Below are 20,471 nucleotides of genomic sequence, written 5' to 3' on the forward strand. Positions count from 1 at the left end.
GGGAACGGGATTCCCGCGCGGTCAGAGCATGGTGCCGTGCCGCCGGCGGTCCGGTTGCGGCCCCGGCCGGTGACGCCCTCGTACTCCTCGCTCACGTCCAGCCGCCCCTCGGTGACGTTCGGTCAGAACCGGCGCACGTTCCGGCGGTTGCCGACCCGACCCCCGTTGCTCCCGGTGCGCCCACCCGCCGGCCCGACCGCCACCCCTCGACGACGGCGCTGCGCACCGGCAGTATTCCACTGTTGCGGACGACGATCCTACGTTTCCAGCCTGGGGGCACATCAAGGGTCTCACGAGGACACGGGGGCGGACGTGCGGTCCCAGTCGTCCGGCAGGACCGGCACCGACCAGGCAGGATCGGGCCGCCAGTGCTGCCAGCCGTCGCAGAACGGCGGACCCCAGGCGCGGATCACCTCCACCGCGGCCCGCCCGGCCGCCCGCACCCGCTCGGCCTGCGCGGCGTCCATCAGGCCGTCGCGCTGGGCCTGCGCGAACTCGTCCTCGTCGCGCCAGTGCCAGCTGCCGTCGGGGTGCACGGAGATGTCCAGGAAATGGTCCTCGGAGTCCACCCCGCCGGACCACCGCGCCAGCGGCTCCTCCAGGTTGACGTACCAGTTCTTGAAACGCCAGCCCGGTTCCCAGAACAGCCACACCGACCACGGCTCGCCCGGCCGCGCCAGCTTCAGCACGCCCGTGCCGAACCACCGGTCGCGCCGCACGGCCCGCGGCTTGGTGTAGCGGGACTCCAGGGGCTCCTGGTGCAGGGGCGTACCGTCGGCCAGGACCGGCCTGACGCACTCCGTGCCGGGCGCCATCCACACGGCCAGCACCTCGGCGTCGTCCCGGACGACGGTGACGGGGCGGGCGATGTGGAAGCGGTCGCCGGCGTTCTCCCGGTAGCGCCACAGGATGTGGCTGCCCGGGGTCCAGCGCCCCACCGGTCCGTCCGCTTCCGTTTCCACGCGTCTCATCGCTCCGCCGTCTGTCATGCACAGATATTAGGTGCCGCAGGCATCCGACGTGGTGGCACGCCGCACGGCCGCGGGCGGTCCGTCGCGGCCGGCACCCGCGCTTCCCGTCCGCTCCCCGCCCGCTTCACGGCCGTGTCATGCGCAGCACGTCCAGGGCCTGGTCCAGTTCCTCCTCGGTGATCTGCCCGCGCTCGACGTATCCCATCTCCAGCACCGCCTGGCGGATCGTCTTCCGCTCGGCCAGCGCCCTCTTGGCGACCTTGGCGGCCTCCTCGTAGCCGAGGTACCGGTTGAGCGGCGTGACCACGGACGGGGAGGACTCGGCGTACTCGCGGGCCCGCTCGCGGTGGGCGACGATGCCGTCGACGGTGCGGTCGGCCAGCAGCCGGGAGACGTTGGCGAGCAGCCGGATCGACTCCAGGACGTTCTTGGCGATGACCGGCAGCATGACGTTGAGCTCGAAGTTGCCGGCGGCGCCGGCGGTGGCGACCGTCGCGTCGTTGCCGATCACCTGGGCGCACACCATCAGCACGGCCTCGGGGATGACCGGGTTGACCTTGCCCGGCATGATCGACGAGCCGGGCTGCAGGTCGGGCAGGGAGATCTCGGCGAGCCCGGTGCGCGGTCCGGACGCCATCCAGCGCAGGTCGTTGGCGATCTTCGTCAGGCCGACGGCGATGGTGCGCAGCTGCCCGCTGGTCTCCACGATGCCGTCCCGGGCGCCCTGCGCCTCGAAGTGGTTGCGGGCCTCGGTCAGCGGCAGGCCCGTGGCGCGGGCGACCTCCTCGATGACGGCGGCGGCGAACCCGGGCGGGGTGTTGATGCCGGTGCCCACCGCGGTGCCGCCCAGCGGCAGCTCCGCGAGCCGGGGCAGGGAGGCGGTGAGCCGCTCGACGCCGTAGCGGATCTGCGCCGCGTACCCGCCGAACTCCTGGCCCAGGGTGACGGGCGTGGCGTCCATCAGGTGGGTGCGGCCCGACTTCACCACGTCGGCGAACTCCTCCGCCTTGCGCTCCAGCGCGCCGGCCAAGTGCTCCAGGGCCGGGATCAGGTCCCGCGTGACGGCGGCGGTGGCGGCGATGTGGAGGGAGGAGGGGAAGACGTCGTTGGAGGACTGCGAGGCGTTGACGTGGTCGTTGGGGTGCACGTCCCGCCCGAGCCGCTCACCGGCCAGCGTCGCGATGACCTCGTTGGCGTTCATGTTCGACGAGGTCCCCGAACCGGTCTGGAACACGTCGACGGGGAAATGCTCGTCCCACTTGCCCTGCGCGACCTCCTCCGCCGCCTCCTGGATGGCGTCCGCGACGTCCTGGTCGAGCACCCCCAGCCGCGCGTTCACCTTCGCCGCGGCCGCCTTGATACGCGCCAGCGCCTCGATGTGCGCCCGCTCGATCCGCTGCCCGGAGACGGGGAAGTTCTCCACCGCGCGCTGCGTCTGGGCCCGCCACTTGGCGTGCGCCGGGACCCGGACGTCACCCATGGAGTCGTGTTCGATGCGGTAGTCGCTCATACCCGGTACAGCGATCGGCACGACCCGGATGTTCCGGCGCCGTTCGCCCCGGACGGGTGAACTCGCGGGAACGGATGCGCCGGACGGGCCCCCGACGCGGGCAGGCCCCTGACGCGGGAGGCCCCGGCGCGGACGGCTCCCGAGGGGGAGTTCCGCCCGCGCCGGGGGCCCGTGCCGCGCCGTCGGGCGGCCGGTCAGGCCGGCTGCGCGCCCTGCCGCACCGGGATGGAGGTGAACGTCGGCTGCGGCGCTGGGTCCTGGAAGAAGTCGCGCGACTTGTTCATCTAGCATGGACTATCGTACGATCCGTGCCATGATCTCTAACCCGAGGGTCCTGGGGGCCATCCGCCTGTCCCTCCTGAAGGACGACACGACCAGCCCCGAGAAGCAGCGGCACGCCGTAGAACACTGGGCCGCTGGCCCGGCCGTGGACGGTCGCATAGCGGGCTGGGCGGAAGACCTGGACGTGTCCGGCGCGATGCACCCCTTCAAGCGACCGGGCCTCGGTCCTTGGTTCAACGAGCGGGCCGACGAATGGGACGTGTTGGCTGTCTGGAAGCTCGACCGCCTCAGCAGGAAGGCGGGGCACTTCGCCGAGGTCTTCGAGTGGTGTCAGAAGCACGGCAAGTCCATCGTGTCCGTGACCGAGGGCATCGACATGTCCACCCCCATGGGCAAGATGTTCGCTCAGATCATCGCGGCCTTCGCCGAAGGCGAGTTGGACACCATCCGCGCTCGCGCGCTCTCTGGCTCGGCTGCTCGTAAAGCCAAAGGCGTTTGGATCGGTGGCGTCGAGCCGTTCGGGTACCGCTTCGAGCGACAGGAAGGCGGGGGGAAGAAGCTTGTTCCGGACCCCTCCTATGCGAAACTGTTTCGCGAAATTGTGGAGCGCCTAAAGGGCGACTGGTCTTCGTACAAAATCGCGGTTGACCTGAATAAGCGCGGTGTGCCTACGTGGCGGGATCATCTGCGCATCGTGAAGGGAGAAGAGCCGAGGGGTGTTGCCTGGACGGCTAACGCTATTCGCGCCATAGTTATGAATCCGACGGTGGCCGGCATCTACACGTACAAGGGTGAGAACGTCGTAGACGAGAACGGCGAGAACGTTCGGATTACTGATGAACCCCTGATGGAGTTTGCCGAGTGGTCCGAATTCGTTGCTGCACTGAAGAGTGACAGGCCGGCCAGGCGGTCCACTCCTTCGCGGTCGATGCTCGGCGGTGTGGCTACCTGCCAGGGTTGCGGTGCCCGGATGTCGTCTAACAAGAAGACGAAGCCGAACGGCCGCGTACATCACTACTACGCCTGCAACAACGTCAACACTGGAACGTGTCCTAACCCTGGCCGCATTCGGCGCGATGACCTGGACGCGGCTGTCGGGACTTTCGTGAAGGTCACTCTCGGCCCGCTCCCGGTTATGGAGCGGACCGGTAACTCCATCAGTCAGGCCAAGACCGAGCTAGCGGAAGCCGAGGCGACGCTAGACCGACTGGAAGCCGATTACCTGGCTGGACGGTTTAAGACCGATGTGCAGATTGAACGGTACTGGGGGCAGCACGAATTCCAGTCTGCCAAGGTTGAACGCTTGAGGGAGGAAATCAAGGCTGCCGAGGACGCCCCGGCTTGGAAGGAGACCGGGCGGACTTACTCCGAAGAGTGGGCGACCAAGGATGACGAACAAAAGCGGGTGTTCCTGCAGCGGCACGGAATAACTGTGACTGTGGGGGCTACGGAAGACGGGAGCCGACGAGTCATCTGTAAGATGCCTGAGCTTGCCGAGATCGCAAAGGAAACCGGGCTTCGCGTTCCCGAGGGGTACTGGTTGATCAAGCCGGAGGCGGAATACATCCTGCCGAAGCAGAAGGCTTACAAGCGGAAGTAGGCAGAGCTACTCGACGCCCTGACCCCGACCCCCGTTGCGTTTAAACGCTGCGGGGGTCTTTCCATGCCCTGAGCCTCGATCCACCGCGTGAATTCTGATCACGGGTGTCGGGCGGGTTCCGGGTGTTTCTTCGGGATGCGGGCAGCGGTGATCGCCGGGTGGCCGTCCGGTGCGGGGTCTCCGAGGTCTTTCGGGTCGTGTGCGGGCAGGGTGGTCGTGCGGGTCAGGTGACCATGCGCTGTCCGGTCGCGGTCCACAGGTCGGTGAAGTCGTCGGCCCACCGCCAGGGCTGGGGCAGGTGGAGGGTGAGGCGGCGGGCGCCGGTGGCGATCCGGGCGGGAATGCTGATCAGGTGGCGGCGGATGGTGCCGGTGCGTGCCCGGGCGTGGAAGACGGAGGCGAGGTGGCCGGCGGCCCGGGTGAGGTTGTAGGCGGTGGCGGCGAGGGTGAGCCAGGCGGCGTTCGCGGTGAACTTCCCCGAGGGCAGGTGGGCGAGCGCGGAGTCCTCCAGGTCGGCGAAGACCTGCTCGACCTGGGCGTGTTCGCGGTGCATCGACTCGGCCCGGGCCAGGACGAACGGGCTGTCGGTGAAGATCACGTGGTGGCGCCAGGCCGTGAACAACTCGCTCTGCCCGGCGGGCACAAACTTCGGGTTCAGCCGCTTCACGCGGCGCACGATGAGCCGGGCGGTGGTGTGGAACGCCTTTTTCTTGCTGGTGAACGCGGTGAAGGGGATCTCGGCGATCTCGGCGTCGGAGACCCAGCGTTCCTCCTGCTCGTCCCAGACCGCGTTCGTGTACTTGATCGGTGTCCAGGCGTCCTCGGTCATCGTCTCGATCGCGGTGCGGATGGTCTTCGTGACCGCGACCGCGAGCGAGAACCGTGCGCCGGCCTTGCGGCAGACGGCCACGACCTTGTGGGAGAAGAACGCCGAGTCGGCCCGGACGACGATCCGTGCGGTGATGCCCATCGCCCGCACCGTGGCCAGGGCCTCACGCAGCAGACTGGCCGCGCCCTTGCCCGAGCCCGCCGAGCCCTTGCGCAGCCGGGTGGCGATGATGACCGGCGCGCAGGTGGCGGTCTTGACGGTGACGATCTGGAAGTGCAGGCCGCGGACCTTGGTGCAGCCGAAAAAGGCGCCCTGCTCGGCCGGGCCGTAGACCTGCTTGACCTTGGAGTCGATGTCCACGGACACCACCTCGTCCCGCTTCGGGACCAGACCGGTGTGCGCGGCCAGAGTGCAGATGAACGCACGGGCCGCGGACTGGAGCTGGCGCACGTGCCCCCAGGTGAAGGCGCGCAGGAACGTGCCGAGCGTGGACGGCGCCCGCACCCCGCCGAACAGGCGGGACAGCCCGCCGTGCCGCAGCACGTCCAGGTCGTCGATGCTGTCCGCCCCGGCGATCATGCCGCCCACGATGCTCATCACCTTCGCGTCGGCGGCCGTCCCGGCACCGTTCTTCGCGCCGGACAGCCTGACCTTCTCGGCCACCAGCGCGGGCAGGCCGCACCGCTCGGCCAGCCGGACCACCGGGACCAGCCCGGCATGTGCGATCAGGTCCGGGTCGTCGAACGCGGCGAACAGCGTCGCCGGGCTGTGGGAGACTTTCACTTGAGAGGTGCCTTGCTTCGTGGGACTGATGAGGGCGTAGTGAACTCCCATCATCCCAGGTCAGCAGGCACCTCTTCTCATTCCGTCATCCACAGACCGACTATCGCGCGGTGGATCCAGGCTGAAGCGTTTCCACGCCGAACGGAGACGCGCATATGAGGCTTGGCTTCGAGCCGAGGGCCTTAAGGCGCGGGCTGAGCGTTTGAGTTCTTCCTAGTGACCGCTTGGGTAGAGCCGTGCACATGGGAAGCCCCGCCAGTTCGGGGAAACTGGCGGAGCTGGGCCGGCACGCTAGGTAAGGGAGCGTTGCCCGCCCCTGCCGGGATTCCCAGCCGTGGGGAAAAGGTGGTCGGGTCACGTCCGACAGAAGCGGAGATCAGCGGTAAAGGATCACCAGACATTGGGTAGGAGCTGACCGCCGGCACAGGTAGGGCAAGGAACCTTGCGCCTGTTGTTGCAGCCTGAGCAACCCTCGAAGCCGAAGCAGATGGGGCACCAGATTTCGCGGTGTCCCGTGCACGTTCCGCAGTAGTCGCCGTAAGACCACAGGGTCTGCGTGAACGTGAGGGGGCGGCGCGAGTCGGTGCGCGCCATCAGAGTTTTTCGCCACGGCTCCGCGCGTTGGCTTCGGCGACGCGTTCCCGCAGACGCGAATGTTCCACTCCCGAGTGCGGAGGAGTGTCCGCCCCTTCGGCCGTCGTTCCCAACGGGTCGTCCGGGTCGTGGAACACCCGCACCCTTCCGTCGCTGCCGAACAACTCGAACGCCTCGGACAGCCGGGCTCTTGCGTCGCTCGCCATGATCGCTCGCTCCTCCTCTGGTCGTGCAGACCACGCTAGGAACGAGCCACATCGGGGCTCTACGAAGTTCTACGAAATTGCACGCCAGTTAGCCGAGCGCCTCGATTGCCTTCGTGATCAAGGTTCGTGCTGTCGCGCCGTAGACCGCTGCTTCTGACAGGCGTTCGAACGCTCTCGCGTACTGCTCGATCTCCGATGGCGCTGTGACGTTCACAGCGGCAGTCAGTAGCTCTACTTGGGCTTGGGCGCTGTCGTAGATCGAGAACGTCTCCAGCGGCCACATGTGCCGCGAGGCAGTGAACGGCACCACTCCGAGTGAAACCGCTGGCAGGGACATGATCGACAGCAGATGGCCCAGTTGCCCGGCCATGACTTCGGCGTCACCAATGCGGTATCGCAAAACGGCTTCTTCAACGAGGATCGCGAATCGATGATCTCCTTCACGCAGGACCTGCGCCCGATCCATGCGGGCGGCCACAGCTTCCGTGACGTCATTGGGCGTCTGCCGGAAGTTGGTGATCTCAGTCAGCAGCGCGGTTGCGTACGCGGGAGTCTGGAGCAGGCCGGGCACCACGTTGGAGCAGTAGATCCGGAAGGTTCGGGTGCGCTCGAAGAGAGGTACGTACGACTCCTGGAGTCGGCGTAGCCCGGTGCGCTGGAGCCGTCGCCACTCTACGTACATCGACTCCGCCGAGCGAGACGCGGCGATCAAGTCGGCTGCTTGATCATCGGCTCCACAGATGCGGCACCAATCGCGAATGTCGGCATCCGAGGGGGGCGTTACGGCATTCTCCAGCCGACTGGCCTTGGAGGGATGCCAGCCAGCCTGTACGGCCACCTCACGGGCCTTCAGACCAGCGTCTAGGCGAATATCCCGAAGGCGTGCTGCAAGCGCCTCACGGGCCGCCTGGACGCTGGACGAAGGGGAACGGGCCATTGGTGCTGTGCGTTCTCAGATCCTGTAGCGGTCGTGCGGAATAGCCCGGTCCCAGACGGCTTCGAACGCCGAGGCGCACAGCTTGACCACCTCGGCGCGGTCGTCCACCTCGTCGCCGAGGTAGACACCCTCACCGGAGAAGTAGCCGAACCTCACTAGCCGGTCATCGAAGCACCAGAAGTCATTGCCAGGGAGTGCCAGATCCGACGCGTTCCGCCGGGGAAGCCAACGAACCTGCTCACCAGCGGCGATATTGGTGAACGTGCCGTCGTAGAGGTACCGGGTGTACTCGCTCACCGGCTCGGAGACGATCCGGGCACGGCGGATCACGACGCCACGGGAAACGGCCTCGGACACCATGTCCAGCCAGGGACGCCACCAGGACGCCCGGTCGTTCGGGTCCGGCCGATGACCGGCCTTCCACGCTGCCACGCGCGGGGCCTCGTCGGGGTCGTCGTAGAAGTCGCGCATCTCCAGATGCACGGCGGACCGCTGGCAGTTCGCCAGCAGCTCACTGAACGGTGGGGCCGTCTGCGGCATCACAAGCCTCCCTGATGGCGGCAGCCATACGCATGGGCAGCCGGACGACGGTCTCACTGTCGGGGATGGGGCCGGTCTTCAGGCACTCGGCGCGCGTCGCCTCGTCCAACGTCCAACCCTGCAACACGATCTCTTGCTTCTCCTCGTCGACCCAGACCGTGGGGCAGTTCGCCCCGTCCGTGTTCGGGTCCTTGGCGATGAACCGTAGCGACACAGCAGCCTCCCGGGCTATGCGGATTGCACGGACTTCTACGCACGGACCCTCCCGATGCTGCCGTGCTGGCGTCAAGGGTGCGCTTTAAGCCATGGGAGCGAGGGCTCATAGCGCCACCCACGGACAGCAGCAGACCCCCCGGCGACGCCGAGGGGTCTGTGAGGCGCTTACGGGACGGCTCAGGCCAGCCCAGGACCCCGAACCGGGATGCTGGTGAACGTCGGCTGTTCCGGTTCCTGCGAACTGAAGAAGTCGTTGCCCTTGTCGTCGACGACGATGAAGGCGGGGAAGTCCTCGACCTCGATCTTCCAGACGGCCTCCATGCCGAGTTCGGGGTACTCCAGGACCTCGACCTTCTTGATGCAGTCCTGGGCGAGGCGGGCGGCGGGACCGCCGATGGAGCCGAGGTAGAAGCCGCCGTGCCGGGCGCAGGCCTCGGTGACCTGCCGGCTGCGGTTGCCCTTGGCGAGCATGACCTTGGAGCCGCCGGCGGCCTGGAACTGCTCGACGTAGGAGTCCATGCGGCCGGCCGTGGTCGGGCCGAAGGAGCCGGAGGCGTAGCCCTCGGGCGTCTTGGCCGGGCCGGCGTAGTACACCGGGTGGTCCTTGAGGTACTGCGGCATCTCCTCGCCGCGGTCCAGCCGCTCCTTGATCTTGGCGTGCGCGATGTCGCGGGCGACGACGAGCGGGCCGGTGAGGGACAGGCGGGTCTTGACCGGGTACTTGGTCAGCTCGGCGAGGATGGCCTCCATCGGCTGGTTGAGGTCGATCCGCACCACGTCGCCCTCGTCGAGCTGCGCGTCCGTGGTGTCCGGCAGGAAGCGCGCCGGGTCGGTCTCCAGCTGCTCCAGGAAGACGCCCTCCGGGGTGATCTTGGCGAGGGCCTGCCGGTCGGCGGAGCAGGACACCGCGATGGCGACCGGGCAGGACGCGCCGTGCCGCGGGAGGCGGATGAAGCGCACGTCGTGGCAGAAGTACTTGCCGCCGAACTGCGCGCCGATGCCGAGGCGCTGCGTCAGCTCGAAGACCTTCTCCTCCATCTCCTTGTCCCGGAAGCCGTGCCCGAGCGGCGAGCCCTCGGTCGGCATGGTGTCCAGGTAGTGCGCGGAGGCGTACTTGGCGGTCTTCAGCGCGTACTCGGCGCTGGTGCCGCCGACGACGATGGCCAGGTGGTACGGCGGGCAGGCGGCCGTGCCGAGCGAACGGATCTTCTCCTCCAGGAACTTCATCATGGAGGACTCGTTCAGGACGGCCTTGGTCTCCTGGTACAGGAACGACTTGTTGGCGCTGCCGCCGCCCTTGGCCATGAACAGGAACTTGTACGCGCCGCCGTCGGTGGCGTACAGCTCGATCTGCGCCGGGAGGTTGTTGCCGGTGTTCTTCTCCTCCCACATGGTCAGCGGCGCCATCTGCGAGTAGCGCAGGTTGAGTTTGGTGTAGGCGTCGTAGATGCCGCGGGAGAGGTGCTTTTCGTCCTCGCCCTTGGTGAGGACGTTCTGGCCGCGCTTGCCCATGACGATCGCGGTGCCGGTGTCCTGACACATCGGCAGCACCCCGGCCGCCGCGATGTTGGCGTTCTTCAGCAGGTCCAGGGCGACGAACTTGTCGTTGGCGCTGGCCTCCGGGTCGTCGATGATGCGCCGCAGCTGGGCCAGGTGCGCGGGCCGCAGGTAGTGCTGGATGTCGTGGATGGCCTCCTCGGCCAGCTTGCGCAGCGCCTCCGGCTCCACCTTCAGGAACGTGCGCCCGTCCGGCCCCTCGACCGTGGAGACACCCTCGGAGGTCACCAGCCGGTAGGGGGTGGTGTCCTCTCCCAGGGGGAGCAGATCGGTGTACGCGAACTCAGGCATCGGGTTGCCATTCCTCACTCGACAGACTGCGGCCCGCCTCCGTTGGCGCGCGCCCACCAGCGTAGAACCTGCCCGCGGCGGCGAAGCTGTGAGGTAAGGCTCAGCACCCCTCTAGTCGCGATCTATCGCGTTTCGCTACGCTGCTGCCGTGGACCTTCAGAAGCAGACCGAACTGCGCCCCTCCACCTCATCCGGCCCGTCCGGCCCGTCCGGAAACACCCCGGGCCCCTCCGACCTCCGCGCCTCCGACGCCGACCGCGACCGGATCGCGGACGTCCTGCGCGACGCCCTCGCCGAGGGCCGCCTCACCGCCGACGAGCACGCCGAGCGGGTCGAGCGGGCCTACCGGGCCAAGACCGTCGGCGAGCTGGAGCCGCTCGTGCGGGACCTGCCCGGCGCCCACCGGGCCGCGCCCGCCTTCGCGCCCGCGCCGGGCCGCCCGCCGGCCGGTGCCGTGCCGGTGGAGGCGGACGCGCGCGTGGTGGCGGTGTTCAGCAGCGCCGCGCGCCGCGGCCGCTGGCGCGCGGGGCGCCGGCTGCACGCGTACGCGGTGTTCGGCAGCGTCGAGATCGACCTGAGCGAGGCGATCTTCGAGTACCAGCAGGTCGTGGTCAAGGCGGTGTCGGTCTTCGGGAACGTGGAGATCTCCGTCCCGGAGAACGTCTCGCTGCGCGGCACCGGCGGCGGCGTCCTCGGTACTTTCGAGGTGGACACGCTCGACGCGGCCGACCCGGACGCCCCGGTCGTCTACGTCGACGGCTGGGCGGTGCTCGGCAACGTGGAGGCACGGCCCAGGCGCGGCAAGCTCGTCGCGGACATCCTCGACCGCGTCCAGCGCAAGGTCGACCGGAGCGTGCGCAGGCACCTGGGCCGTTGACGGCCGTGAAGCCGGGCGGTGGCGAACGGAACCGGCCGGGCGGGGCGCCGCCCCTCCCGTAGCTCGGCTCCCTTCCGGACCGGGCGGTTCGGGACGCTGTGCATAGGCGCGCGTACAGCGGGTAGGGCTTGCTGCATCGCCTCTCGCTCGCGAAGCCGTCGTCAGGAGAAGACCGTGCTGCAACCGCCGCATTCGTCCCTGCAGGTAGCCGCCGTCCCGGCCCAGCGGGTGCCGACGCGGGACAGGGACCACGACGCGCCGTGGCACACCGAGGCGGTGTGCCGGCGCGACGAGGCAGGCCTGTTCTTCGCCCCCTCCAAGGAACCCACCGCCGCCCGGCTCTCCCGCGAGGAGGCGGCGAAGCGAGTCTGTGCGCGCTGCCCGGTCATGGTCGAGTGCCGTGAGCACGCGCTGCTGCAGCCCGAGCCCTACGGCGTCTGGGGCGGCCTCACCGCCGCCGAGCGCCGCGTCGTCCTCGCCCGGCGCCGCCGCCGCGAGATGGAGCTGAAGAAGGCGGCCCGCGCCGGCCGCATAGCCGCCGCCGGCTGACCCGTCGGCCACCGCCGCGCCGGGGCGCCCCTCGCACCGCGGGCGCCCCGGCCGTGTACGACGCCTGCGATGCGGGGGTACGGCGCCGGCGGCGCGGGGTACGGCGCCCGCGGTCGCCCCGGGTGTCACCCCGGGTGCCCGCCGGCCGGCGTACGGGCGGGGTGCCCCCTCCGCACCGGAGGCGCCCCGCGGCCGTACGGCACCGGCCGGCTCCGCTTCGTCCGCCGCCTCGTCCGTTGCTTCGTCTGCTTCGGCTGCTTCGTCCGTTGCTTCTACTTCGCCCGGTCGAAGTCGATGGCGCTGTACGCGCGCAGCTTGCTCAGCCGGTGCTCGGAGTCGATCCGGCGGACGGTGCCGGACTTGGAGCGCATGACGATCGACGAGGTCGTGGCGGTCTCCGAGCGGTAGCGCACGCCGCGCAGGAGCTCGCCGTCGGTGATGCCGGTGGCGGCGAAGAAGACGTTCTCGCCGGAGACCAGGTCGTCCGTGGTCAGGACGCGGTCCAGGTCGTGGCCGGCGTCGATCGCCCGCTGCCGCTCCTCGTCGTCCTTGGGCCACAGCTTGCCCTGGATGGTGCCGCCCAGGCACTTCACCGCGCAGGCCGAGATGATGCCCTCGGGGGTGCCGCCGATGCCGAGGAGGAGGTCGATGCCGGTGCCCTCGCGCAGGGCGAGGATGGAGCCGGCGACGTCGCCGTCGGAGATCAGCTTGATGCGGGCGCCGGTCTCGCGGACCTCGCGGATCAGGTTCTCGTGGCGCGGCCGGTCGAGGATGACGACGGTGACGTCCTCGGGCGCGGAGTGCTTGGCCTTGGCGACCCGGCGGATGTTGACGGAGACGGGCGCGTCGATGTCGACGAAGTCGGCCGCCTCCGGACCGGTGACCAGCTTGTCCATGTAGAAGACGGCGGACGGGTCGAACATCGACCCGCGCTCGGCGGCGGCGAGCACGGCGATGGCGTTCGGCATGCCCTTCGCGGTGAGCGTGGTGCCGTCGATCGGGTCGACGGCGATGTCGCACTCGGGCCCGGTGCCGTCGCCGACGCGCTCGCCGTTGAAGAGCATCGGCGCCTCGTCCTTCTCGCCCTCGCCGATGACCACCACGCCGTTCATCGACACGGTGGAGACGAGGGTCCGCATGGCGCGCACCGCGGCGCCGTCCGCGCCGTTCTTGTCGCCGCGCCCGACCCAGCGGCCGGCGGCCATCGCGGCGGCCTCGGTGACCCGGACGAGTTCCAGGGCGAGGTTGCGGTCGGGAGCCTCGGAGGGAACGTCGAGCTCGGACGGCAGGTGGTGGTGATCGGTCATCGGAGCGCACCTTTCTGATACGACGACGGCCGGATGAGGGTCTTGATGCCCGACTCTATCGTCGAGCAGACAAAATGAGCAGGGGGCCCCACGGATGAGCGCACCGGGCACCTGCGACGATAGGGGACGTGGCAGGTTCGAACGGCAAGCAGAAGACGGTCCGGGACATGGTCCTCTCCCTGGGCCTCATCATGATCGCGGCGGCGGTCATGTACCTCTTCATCCCGCACGACGACCGCAAACCCGACATCCAGCGCGTCGACTACGGCATCGAGCTGAGCACCGCGCGCCGTGCCGCCGCCTACCCCGTCGCCGCCCCTGAGGGCCTGCCCGGCACCTGGAAGGCGACCTCCGTGCGCTTCCGCGCCGACCAGGGCGACGCCTGGCACCTCGGCTTCGAGGACCCCGACGGGCAGTACGTCGCGATCGAGCAGTCCACGCGGAAGCGCGCGGACTTCATCGAGGAGGCCAGCCAGGGCGCTCACCCGACCAGGATCACCCAGAAGATAGACGGCCGCACGTGGACCCGGTACACCGGCGGCCGCTACGACGCCCTGGTCCTGGAGGGCACCAAGGGGTCGACCACGGTGGTGGCCGGCACGGCGTCGTTCGGGCGGCTGACGACGATGGTGGAGGCGCTGAAGATGCGGTGAGCCCGCCCCTTCGGCCGTCCGACGCGTGCGAGGACCCCCGTCGGTGTGCCGGGGGCCCTCACACGTCGGGCGACACGCGTCGGATGACACGCGTCGGACGGGCGCCGGGCGCGGTGGTGCCGGGCGCCGTGCGGCGGTGTCAGACGGTGGTGACGACCTGGTCGTAGGTCAGGCGCGGGGCGCGTGGGCGGAAGGCGCCCTCGCCCGGCCGGCCGATGTTGACCACCATCAGCGGGGTGTGGTCGTCGTCCAGGAACTCCTTGCGCACGCCCTCGTGGTCGAAGCCGGTCATGGGGCCGGCGGCCAGACCCGCGGCGCGCACGCCGACGATGAAGTACGCGGCCTGCAGGGCGCCGTTGAGCAGCGCGCTGCTCTCCCGGACCGCGCGGTCGCCGAAGACGGTGTCCTTGGCCTGCGGGAAGTGCGGGAAGAGCTGCGGCAGCTCCTCGTGGAACTCGTTGTCCGCGGCCAGGATCGCCACCAGCGGGGCGGCGGCCGTCTTGGCCCGGTTGCCCTCCGCCATGTGCTGCAGGAGCCGTTCGCGGGCCTCGGGGGAACGGACCAGGACCACACGCAGCGGCGACTGGTTCATGGAGGTCGGGCCGTACTTGACCAGGTCGTAGATCGCCTGCACCTGCTCGTCGGTCACGGGCTCGTCGGTGAAGGTGTTCGCGGTGCGGGCCTCGCGGAACAGCAGGTCCTGGGCGGCGGGGTCAAGCGCGAGAGACATGGATGCGTTTCCTGATGGATGCGTCGGATGCGGTGGACCGCCGTGGTGGGGCCACCGCGGCGGATCTTCCTGACGTCGTCCGACCGTACCGCGAATGAATTTCAACGTTCAACGAAAGGTGGGGTGCGGTGATCCGCTTCACAGCCGCCGCCGCACGGCCGCCTTCGGGCCGCCCGCCGCCGGGACCGCCCGCCGCCGCACGGCGCTACTCGTCCTCGCCGTCCTCCGCCCCCGCCCCGGCCTCCTCGGCCAGCGCCGCGTCCAGCCGGGCCCGCGCGCCCTCCAGCCAGCGGCGGCACACCTTCGCCAGCTCCTCGCCCCGCTCCCACAGCGCGAGCGACTCCTCCAGCGTCGTACCGCCCGCCTCCAGCCGCCGCACGACCTCGATCAGCTCGTCCCGCGCCTGCTCGTACCCGAGCGCCTCGGTCCGCCCGGGCGCCGGCCCGGCCGTCTCGCTCACGTTGCTGGTCATGCGCCCCACCCTATGCGTCGGCCGCGTCGACCCGGTCGACGCGTACGGAGAACTCACCCTCGGCGACCCGCGCGCGCAGCGCCTCGTCCGGCGCCACCTCGCCCGGGGCGCGCACCACGTGCCCGTCCGCCCGCTGCAGCACCGCGTACCCGCGCCGCAGGGTGGCGGCGGGGGAGAGGGCCACCACGCGCGCGTGCGTGTGCGACAGTTCGGAGTCGGCGCGGTCCAGCAGGTGGCGCAGGGTGCGCCGCCCGCGGTCCAGCAGCGAGGCCACCTCCTCGGCGCGCACGTCGACGATCACCCGGTGCGGATCCTCCAGCGACGGCCGCGCCAGGCACTGCGCCAGCCCCCGCTCCTCCCGCTCGACCAGCGCCCCCACGCACCGCCGCGCCCGGTCCCGCAGCTGCCGCACCCGCTCGTACTCCTCGCCCACGTCCGGCACGACCTTCTTCGCGGCGTCGGTCGGGGTGGAGGCACGCAGGTCGGCGACGTGGTCCAGCAGCGGGTTGTCCGGCTCGTGCCCGATCGCGGACACCACCGGCGTACGGCAGGCGGCGACCGCGCGGACGAGCTGCTCGTCGGAGAACGGCAGCAGGTCCTCCACGCTGCCGCCGCCGCGCGCGACGATGATCACGTCGACCTCGTCGATCTCGTCCAGCTCCTTCACCGCCTGCACGACCTGCGGCACGGCGTGCACGCCCTGCACGGCGACGTTGCGCACCTCGAAGCGGACGGCGGGCCAGCGGCGCCGGGCGTTCTCCAGCACGTCCCGCTCCGCGGCCGACGCCCGGCCGCACACCAGCCCGATGAGCTGCGGCAGGAACGGCAGCGGCTTCTTGCGCTCCGGCGCGAACAGCCCCTCCGCCGCCAGCGCCTTCTTCAACTGCTCCAGGCGGGCCAGCAGCTCCCCGACCCCCACCGGCCGTATCTCCGCGGCCCGCAGCGACAACTGCCCCCGCGGCGCGTACCACTCCGGCTTGGCGTGCACCACGACCCGGGTGCCCTCGCCGACCACGTCGGCCACGGCGTCGAACACCTGCCGGTAGCAGGTCACCGACACGGAGACGTCGTACGACGGGTCGCGCAGCGTCAGGAACACCACGCCCGCGCCCGGCCGCCGCGACAACTGCGTGATCTGCCCCTCGACCCACACCGCGCCGAGCCGGTCGATCCACCCGCCGATGAGGCGCGACACCTCACCGACCGGCAGCGGAGCCTCCGCAGACGTGTTCACTGGCATGGGGCCGAGCGTAACGGCCGGGCCCGACAACGCGCGGGCAGCCGCACGCAGGGATGCCGCACGCAGGGATGCCGCACGGCGGGCAGTCGCACGACGGGATGCCGCACGGTGGGATGCCGCACGACGGGATGCCGCACGGTGGGAGGCGCGTCCCCGCCGGTCCCCGCCACCGCACGCCGCGGACGTGATCTCCGGGCGGCCGAACGCGCCCTTACGATGGGTGCCATGACTGCTTCGCCTGGCCGCCGTGTCCTGCTCGCCGCTCCCCGGGGCTACTGCGCGGGTGTGGACCGCGCCGTGATCGCCGTCGAGAAGGCCCTGGAGCAGTACGGGGCCCCCGTCTACGTCCGTCACGAGATCGTCCACAACAAGTACGTCGTGCAGACCCTGGAGAAGAAGGGGGCCGTCTTCGTCGAGCGGACGGAGGAGGTCCCGCCGGGCAACATCGTGATGTTCTCGGCGCACGGCGTCGCGCCGACCGTCCACGAGGAGGCGAAGCGGGGCCGGCTCGCCACCATCGACGCGACCTGCCCCCTGGTCACCAAGGTCCACAAGGAGGCGGTCCGCTTCGCCAAGGAGGACTACGACATCCTCCTGATCGGGCACGAGGGCCACGAAGAGGTCATCGGCACCACCGGCGAGGCCCCCGACCACATCCAGCTCGTCGACGGCCCCGAGGACGTGGAGAACGTACGGGTGCGTGACCCGGAGAAGGTCGTGTGGCTGTCGCAGACCACCCTGTCGGTCGACGAGACCATGGAGACCGTCGGCGCCCTCAAGCAGCGCTTCCCCAAGCTGGTCTCCCCGCCCAGCGACGACATCTGCTACGCCACGCAGAACCGGCAGCAGGCGGTGAAGCAGATGGGCGCCCAGGCCGACCTGGTGATCGTCGTCGGCTCCCGCAACTCCTCCAACTCCAAGCGGCTGGTGGAGGTCGCCAAGCTCGCCGGCGCGCGGGCCGCGTACCTGGTGGACTTCGCCGACGAGATCGACGAGACCTGGCTGGAGGGCGTCTCCACGGTCGGCGTCACCTCCGGCGCCTCCGTTCCGGAGGTGCTGGTCGAGCAGGTCCTGGAGTGGCTCGCGCAGCGCGGCTTCGAGGACGTGGAGATCGTCAAGGCGGCCGAGGAGTCCATCACCTTCTCGCTGCCCAAGGAGCTGCGCCGCGACCTGCGCGCGGAGGCGGCGGCCCTGGCGGCCGAGCGCGGCGGCACCGGCCCCGCGGAGGCCGGCGGCGCGCAGACTGCGGCCGGGCAGGTGTGACGGCCGGGCAGGCGTGACGGCCGGGCGGAAGTGACTGCCGGGCAGGCGCGACGGCTGGGCAGGTGTGACGGCCGGCGGCCCGGCGGGGCGGTCGGCCGTGACCGAGTCGGAAGGACCGGTCCCCGCCGGGTCGGAAGGACCGGTCCCCGCCGGGTCGGAGGGACCGGTCCCCGCCGGGTCGGAGGGACCGGGCGCGACCCGGCGGGGATCACTGTCGGTCGTCCGTCGTAACGTGGAGCCATGCAGATCTTCGGCGTGGACATCGGCGGTTCCGGCATCAAGGGCGCCCCTGTGGACCTGGACCGGGGCGACCTGGCCCAGGAGCGGTGCAAGGTGCTCACCCCGCAGCCGGCCACGCCGGACGCGGTGGCCGAGGGCGTGCGGCAGGTCGTCGAGCACTTCGGCTGGTCGGGCCCGGTCGGCATCACGTTCCCGGGCGTGGTCACCGGCGGTGCCACGATCCGCACGGCGGCCAACGTCGACCGCGGCTGGGTGGGCACCGACGCGCGCGCCTTGTTCGGCGAACGGCTGGGCGGCCTGCCGGTGACCGTGGTCAACGACGCCGACGCGGCCGGTGTCGCCGAGATGCGCTTCGGCGCCGGCCGCGACCGCCGCGGCACCGTCGTTCTCCTCACCTTCGGCACCGGCATCGGCAGCGCCGTCTTCACCGACGGCGTCCTCGTCCCCAACACCGAGCTCGGCCACCTCGAACTCGACGGCCACGACGCGGAGAAGCGCGCCTCCAGCAAGGCCAGGGACGACCACGACCTGTCCTGGGAGCACTGGGCCCGCCGTGTCCAGCGCTACCTGGCCCACGTCGAGATGCTGTTCTCCCCCGACCTGTTCATCATCGGCGGCGGCGTCAGCCGCAAGGCCCACAAGTTCCTCCCTCACATCACCGGTATCGAGGCCGAGATCGTCCCGGCCCGGCTCCAGAACAACGCGGGCATCGTCGGGGCGGCGCTGCGGGCGGCCGCGGCGGAGGAAGAGACGGTGGGGTGACGCAGGGGCAGGGAGACACTGCCGCCTGCCGTGCCGCGGCGGGCGGCGGGATCCCGGAGCCGGCGGTCACGCCGGCGGGCGGAGCCGGGCGAGCCGGCGGCGACGCACGAACCGCACCCTGCGCACCAGCCCGATCGCACCGGCGATCAGCGTGCCCCCGTACAGCCACCCGGCCTGCACGGCCAGCGCGGTCACCAGACCGACCAGCCGCCCCTTGAACCCCTCGTCACCGCCGGCGAGGGGCAGCAGGCCCACCACGAAGGCGTTCGGGACGACCACGGGCGCGGCCAGCAGATCCCCCCGCCTGACCCACACCGCGGTCAGGGCGCACACCGGCAGGAACAGCACCCCGTACACCGTCGGCGACGCCCCGAACAGCAGCCGGTCCAGGCAGCCCAGCACGAGCATCACCACCCCGCAGAACAACGCGGCCCCCAGCCCGGTCAGCCGCGGACCGGGCAGCCGCTTCCCGCCCGAAGCGGGCTCGGCCCGCGGCGCAGCAGGGGCGGGCGCCGGACCGGCGGCCTTCCGGGCCGGATTCCCGCCGTCCCGCCGCGCCGGATTCCCGGCGGCCTTCCGCGTCGGATTCCCGCCGTCCCGCCGCCCCCCGCCGCGTCCGCCCCGCGGCGGCAGTGGCGGCGTACGGCGGCGCGCCGCGGACTGCTGCTGCGGAGATCGCGTCCTGTGGTACTCCATCGGACCAACTTAGGTCGGTCAATATGCCGATCGGCCCCTCAGACACGCCGTCTCACGCAGCTTGGCCGAGGCTTCGACGCGGCCGCCGGGGCGCGGCGCGGCACGCCGTAGACTGGTGGATCGGCCCCGGGCCCGCACCGCCCACCGGCCCGCCCCCAGGCCCAGTCCTCTCACGTACGGGAAGTCGCAACGTGTCGCTCACGATCGGAATCGTCGGTCTGCCGAACGTCGGCAAGTCGACCCTGTTCAACGCCTTGACCAAGAACGACGTGCTGGCGGCCAACTACCCGTTCGCCACCATCGAGCCGAACGTCGGCGTGGTCGGCGTCCCGGACGCGCGCCTGGCCAAGCTCGCGGAGATCTTCCACTCGGAGCGCATCGTTCCGGCCACCGTCGACTTCGTGGACATCGCGGGCATCGTGCGCGGCGCCAGCGAGGGCGAGGGCCTGGGCAACAAGTTCCTGTCCCACATCCGTGAGTCCGACGCGATCTGCCAGGTCATCCGCGCCTTCAAGGACGAGAACGTCGTCCACGTCGACGGCAAGGTCTCGCCCAAGAACGACATCGAGACGATCAACACCGAGCTGATCCTCGCCGACCTGCAGACCATCGAGAAGGTCCTGCCGCGCCTGCAGAAGGAGGCGCGCGTCAAGAAGGACGTCGCGCCCAAGCTGAAGGCCGTCGAGGAGGCCAAGGAGATCCTGGAGAAGGGCGACACGCTCTTCGCGCACGGCCTGGTCCAGGGCAGCGAGCGCGCCGCCCTCCTGTACGACCTGCACCTGCTGACCACCAAGCCGTTCCTCTACGTCTTCAACGTCGACGAGGACGAACTGGTCGACGAGACCTTCAAGAACGAGCAGCGCGCCCTGGTCGCCCCCGCCGAGGCGATCTTCCTCAACGCCAAGCTCGAGGCCGACCTCGCCGAGCTGGACCCGGAGGACGCGCTGGAGCTGCTGCAGTCGGTGGGCCAGGAGGAGCCGGGCCTGGCCACCCTCGCCCGCGTCGGCTTCGACACCCTCGGTCTGCAGACCTACCTCACCGCCGGCCCCAAGGAGGCCCGCGCCTGGACCATCAAGAAGGGCGCCACCGCCCCCGAGGCCGCCGGTGTCATCCACACCGACTTCCAGAAGGGCTTCATCAAGGCCGAGGTCATCTCCTTCGACGACCTCGTCGAGGCCGGCTCCATCGCCGAGGCCCGCGCCCGCGGCAAGGCCCGCATGGAGGGCAAGGACTACGTGATGCAGGACGGGGACGTGGTGGAGTTCCGGTTCAACGTGTGAGCTCCACTGCCTCGTCGGCCGGGGGGAACGAGGCTTTCCAGGGGGTGTCCGGCCGGCGGTGCCACACGGTCTCCACGGGGCCGCTC

General features: G+C 70.3%; 20 protein-coding genes. 7 read left to right on the top strand and 13 right to left on the bottom strand.

Translation table 11 applies throughout. The annotated features are described in order from the left end of the window. Nucleotides 1–290: 290 nt before the first annotated feature. Nucleotides 291–989 (bottom strand): cytidylyl-2-hydroxypropylphosphonate hydrolase, encoded by a 699-nt coding sequence (gene fomD, locus IE225_RS17770; protein ID WP_190058516.1) that lies wholly within the window; start codon nucleotides 987–989, stop codon nucleotides 291–293. Between the two features lie 106 nt (nucleotides 990–1,095). Beyond that, nucleotides 1,096–2,481: a class II fumarate hydratase gene (locus tag IE225_RS17775; RefSeq protein ID WP_190058564.1), complete on the bottom strand. Its 1,386-nt coding sequence runs from the start codon at nucleotides 2,479–2,481 to the stop codon at nucleotides 1,096–1,098. Nucleotides 2,482–2,794: 313 nt separating this feature from the next. Here IE225_RS17775 and IE225_RS17780 point away from each other — a divergent pair, with 313 nt between their 5' ends. Then, the gene (locus IE225_RS17780; protein WP_190058517.1) at nucleotides 2,795–4,363 is read left to right on the top strand and encodes a recombinase family protein; all 1,569 of its coding nucleotides are present in this window, start codon (nucleotides 2,795–2,797) and stop codon (nucleotides 4,361–4,363) included. Nucleotides 4,364–4,586: 223 nt separating this feature from the next. On the opposite strand, the gene IE225_RS17785 is transcribed toward IE225_RS17780, so the two are convergent. The 6 genes from IE225_RS17785 to IE225_RS17810 all read right to left on the bottom strand — a co-directional run bounded on the left by IE225_RS17785 (nucleotide 4,587) and on the right by IE225_RS17810 (nucleotide 10,316). Beyond that, nucleotides 4,587–5,975, bottom strand: a complete 1,389-nt coding sequence (locus IE225_RS17785; protein WP_190058518.1) for an IS1380 family transposase — start codon at nucleotides 5,973–5,975, stop codon at nucleotides 4,587–4,589. Nucleotides 5,976–6,568: 593 nt separating this feature from the next. Further along, entirely contained in the window at nucleotides 6,569–6,775 is a 207-nt protein-coding gene (locus tag IE225_RS17790; protein WP_190058519.1) for a hypothetical protein, read from the bottom strand. 88 nt (nucleotides 6,776–6,863) lie between these two features. Then, nucleotides 6,864–7,712, bottom strand: a complete 849-nt coding sequence (locus tag IE225_RS17795; RefSeq protein WP_190058520.1) for a helix-turn-helix domain-containing protein — start codon at nucleotides 7,710–7,712, stop codon at nucleotides 6,864–6,866. 15 nt (nucleotides 7,713–7,727) lie between these two features. Then, nucleotides 7,728–8,252, bottom strand: coding sequence for a DUF6879 family protein (locus IE225_RS17800; protein WP_190058521.1), 525 nt, complete (start codon nucleotides 8,250–8,252; stop codon nucleotides 7,728–7,730). Then, the gene (locus IE225_RS17805) at nucleotides 8,224–8,466 is read right to left on the bottom strand and encodes a hypothetical protein (RefSeq protein ID WP_190058522.1); all 243 of its coding nucleotides are present in this window, start codon (nucleotides 8,464–8,466) and stop codon (nucleotides 8,224–8,226) included. The genes IE225_RS17800 and IE225_RS17805 overlap by 29 nt, the downstream gene beginning before the upstream one ends. 179 nt (nucleotides 8,467–8,645) lie before the next feature. Continuing rightward, entirely contained in the window at nucleotides 8,646–10,316 is a 1,671-nt protein-coding gene (locus IE225_RS17810) for a fumarate hydratase (protein WP_190058523.1), read from the bottom strand. A 148-nt stretch (nucleotides 10,317–10,464) separates the two neighbouring features. Between IE225_RS17810 and IE225_RS17815 the strand changes: the two genes are divergently transcribed. Next, entirely contained in the window at nucleotides 10,465–11,193 is a 729-nt protein-coding gene (locus tag IE225_RS17815; RefSeq protein ID WP_190058524.1) for a DUF1707 SHOCT-like domain-containing protein, read from the top strand. Between the two features lie 174 nt (nucleotides 11,194–11,367). Further along, nucleotides 11,368–11,742: a WhiB family transcriptional regulator gene (locus IE225_RS17820; RefSeq protein ID WP_190058525.1), complete on the top strand. Its 375-nt coding sequence runs from the start codon at nucleotides 11,368–11,370 to the stop codon at nucleotides 11,740–11,742. Between the two features lie 272 nt (nucleotides 11,743–12,014). Here the strand turns inward: IE225_RS17820 and glpX are convergent, their stop codons facing one another. Continuing rightward, nucleotides 12,015–13,049, bottom strand: a complete 1,035-nt coding sequence (glpX, locus tag IE225_RS17825) for a class II fructose-bisphosphatase (RefSeq protein ID WP_190058526.1) — start codon at nucleotides 13,047–13,049, stop codon at nucleotides 12,015–12,017. 128 nt (nucleotides 13,050–13,177) lie between these two features. Between glpX and IE225_RS17830 the strand changes: the two genes are divergently transcribed. Continuing rightward, entirely contained in the window at nucleotides 13,178–13,702 is a 525-nt protein-coding gene (locus IE225_RS17830) for a DUF4245 domain-containing protein (RefSeq protein ID WP_190058527.1), read from the top strand. 139 nt (nucleotides 13,703–13,841) lie between these two features. Here the strand turns inward: IE225_RS17830 and IE225_RS17835 are convergent, their stop codons facing one another. From IE225_RS17835 to xseA, 3 genes are all read right to left on the bottom strand, one after another. After that, nucleotides 13,842–14,432 (bottom strand): malonic semialdehyde reductase, encoded by a 591-nt coding sequence (locus IE225_RS17835; RefSeq protein ID WP_190058528.1) that lies wholly within the window; start codon nucleotides 14,430–14,432, stop codon nucleotides 13,842–13,844. Nucleotides 14,433–14,637: 205 nt separating this feature from the next. Then, complete coding sequence (locus tag IE225_RS17840; RefSeq protein ID WP_190058529.1) at nucleotides 14,638–14,904, bottom strand: exodeoxyribonuclease VII small subunit; 267 nt, start codon at nucleotides 14,902–14,904, stop codon at nucleotides 14,638–14,640. 10 nt (nucleotides 14,905–14,914) lie between these two features. Next, complete coding sequence (xseA, locus tag IE225_RS17845) at nucleotides 14,915–16,144, bottom strand: exodeoxyribonuclease VII large subunit (protein WP_190058530.1); 1,230 nt, start codon at nucleotides 16,142–16,144, stop codon at nucleotides 14,915–14,917. A gap of 216 nt (nucleotides 16,145–16,360) precedes the next feature. Between xseA and IE225_RS17850 the strand changes: the two genes are divergently transcribed. Next, nucleotides 16,361–17,407, top strand: coding sequence for a 4-hydroxy-3-methylbut-2-enyl diphosphate reductase (locus IE225_RS17850; protein WP_190058531.1), 1,047 nt, complete (start codon nucleotides 16,361–16,363; stop codon nucleotides 17,405–17,407). Nucleotides 17,408–17,647: 240 nt separating this feature from the next. Next, nucleotides 17,648–18,409, top strand: a complete 762-nt coding sequence (gene ppgK, locus IE225_RS17855) for a polyphosphate--glucose phosphotransferase (protein WP_190058532.1) — start codon at nucleotides 17,648–17,650, stop codon at nucleotides 18,407–18,409. 66 nt (nucleotides 18,410–18,475) lie between these two features. Here the strand turns inward: ppgK and IE225_RS34065 are convergent, their stop codons facing one another. Beyond that, nucleotides 18,476–18,817, bottom strand: coding sequence for a DUF6542 domain-containing protein (locus IE225_RS34065; protein WP_373303220.1), 342 nt, complete (start codon nucleotides 18,815–18,817; stop codon nucleotides 18,476–18,478). A gap of 479 nt (nucleotides 18,818–19,296) precedes the next feature. On the opposite strand from IE225_RS34065, the gene ychF reads away from it, so the two are divergent. After that, nucleotides 19,297–20,385: a redox-regulated ATPase YchF gene (gene ychF, locus IE225_RS17865; protein WP_190058534.1), complete on the top strand. Its 1,089-nt coding sequence runs from the start codon at nucleotides 19,297–19,299 to the stop codon at nucleotides 20,383–20,385. The last annotated feature ends 86 nt before the right edge of the window (nucleotides 20,386–20,471 follow it).

The organism is Streptomyces echinoruber (assembly GCF_014651135.1).
In the GTDB taxonomy this organism is placed as follows: domain Bacteria; phylum Actinomycetota; class Actinomycetes; order Streptomycetales; family Streptomycetaceae; genus Streptomyces; species Streptomyces echinoruber.

Coding starts and splice junctions, on each gene's coding strand:
- fomD (WP_190058516.1), bottom strand. CDS start 989: ATGACAGACGGCGGAGCGATGAGACGCGTGGAAACGGAAGCGGACGGA.
- IE225_RS17775 (WP_190058564.1), bottom strand. CDS start 2,481: ATGAGCGACTACCGCATCGAACACGACTCCATGGGTGACGTCCGGGTC.
- IE225_RS17780 (WP_190058517.1), top strand. CDS start 2,795: ATGATCTCTAACCCGAGGGTCCTGGGGGCCATCCGCCTGTCCCTCCTG.
- IE225_RS17790 (WP_190058519.1), bottom strand. CDS start 6,775: ATGGCGAGCGACGCAAGAGCCCGGCTGTCCGAGGCGTTCGAGTTGTTC.
- IE225_RS17795 (WP_190058520.1), bottom strand. CDS start 7,712: ATGGCCCGTTCCCCTTCGTCCAGCGTCCAGGCGGCCCGTGAGGCGCTT.
- IE225_RS17800 (WP_190058521.1), bottom strand. CDS start 8,252: ATGCCGCAGACGGCCCCACCGTTCAGTGAGCTGCTGGCGAACTGCCAG.
- IE225_RS17810 (WP_190058523.1), bottom strand. CDS start 10,316: ATGCCTGAGTTCGCGTACACCGATCTGCTCCCCCTGGGAGAGGACACC.
- glpX (WP_190058526.1), bottom strand. CDS start 13,049: ATGACCGATCACCACCACCTGCCGTCCGAGCTCGACGTTCCCTCCGAG.
- IE225_RS17835 (WP_190058528.1), bottom strand. CDS start 14,432: ATGTCTCTCGCGCTTGACCCCGCCGCCCAGGACCTGCTGTTCCGCGAG.
- IE225_RS17840 (WP_190058529.1), bottom strand. CDS start 14,904: ATGACCAGCAACGTGAGCGAGACGGCCGGGCCGGCGCCCGGGCGGACC.
- xseA (WP_190058530.1), bottom strand. CDS start 16,144: ATGCCAGTGAACACGTCTGCGGAGGCTCCGCTGCCGGTCGGTGAGGTG.
- IE225_RS17850 (WP_190058531.1), top strand. CDS start 16,361: ATGGGTGCCATGACTGCTTCGCCTGGCCGCCGTGTCCTGCTCGCCGCT.
- ppgK (WP_190058532.1), top strand. CDS start 17,648: ATGCAGATCTTCGGCGTGGACATCGGCGGTTCCGGCATCAAGGGCGCC.
- IE225_RS34065 (WP_373303220.1), bottom strand. CDS start 18,817: ATGCTCGTGCTGGGCTGCCTGGACCGGCTGCTGTTCGGGGCGTCGCCG.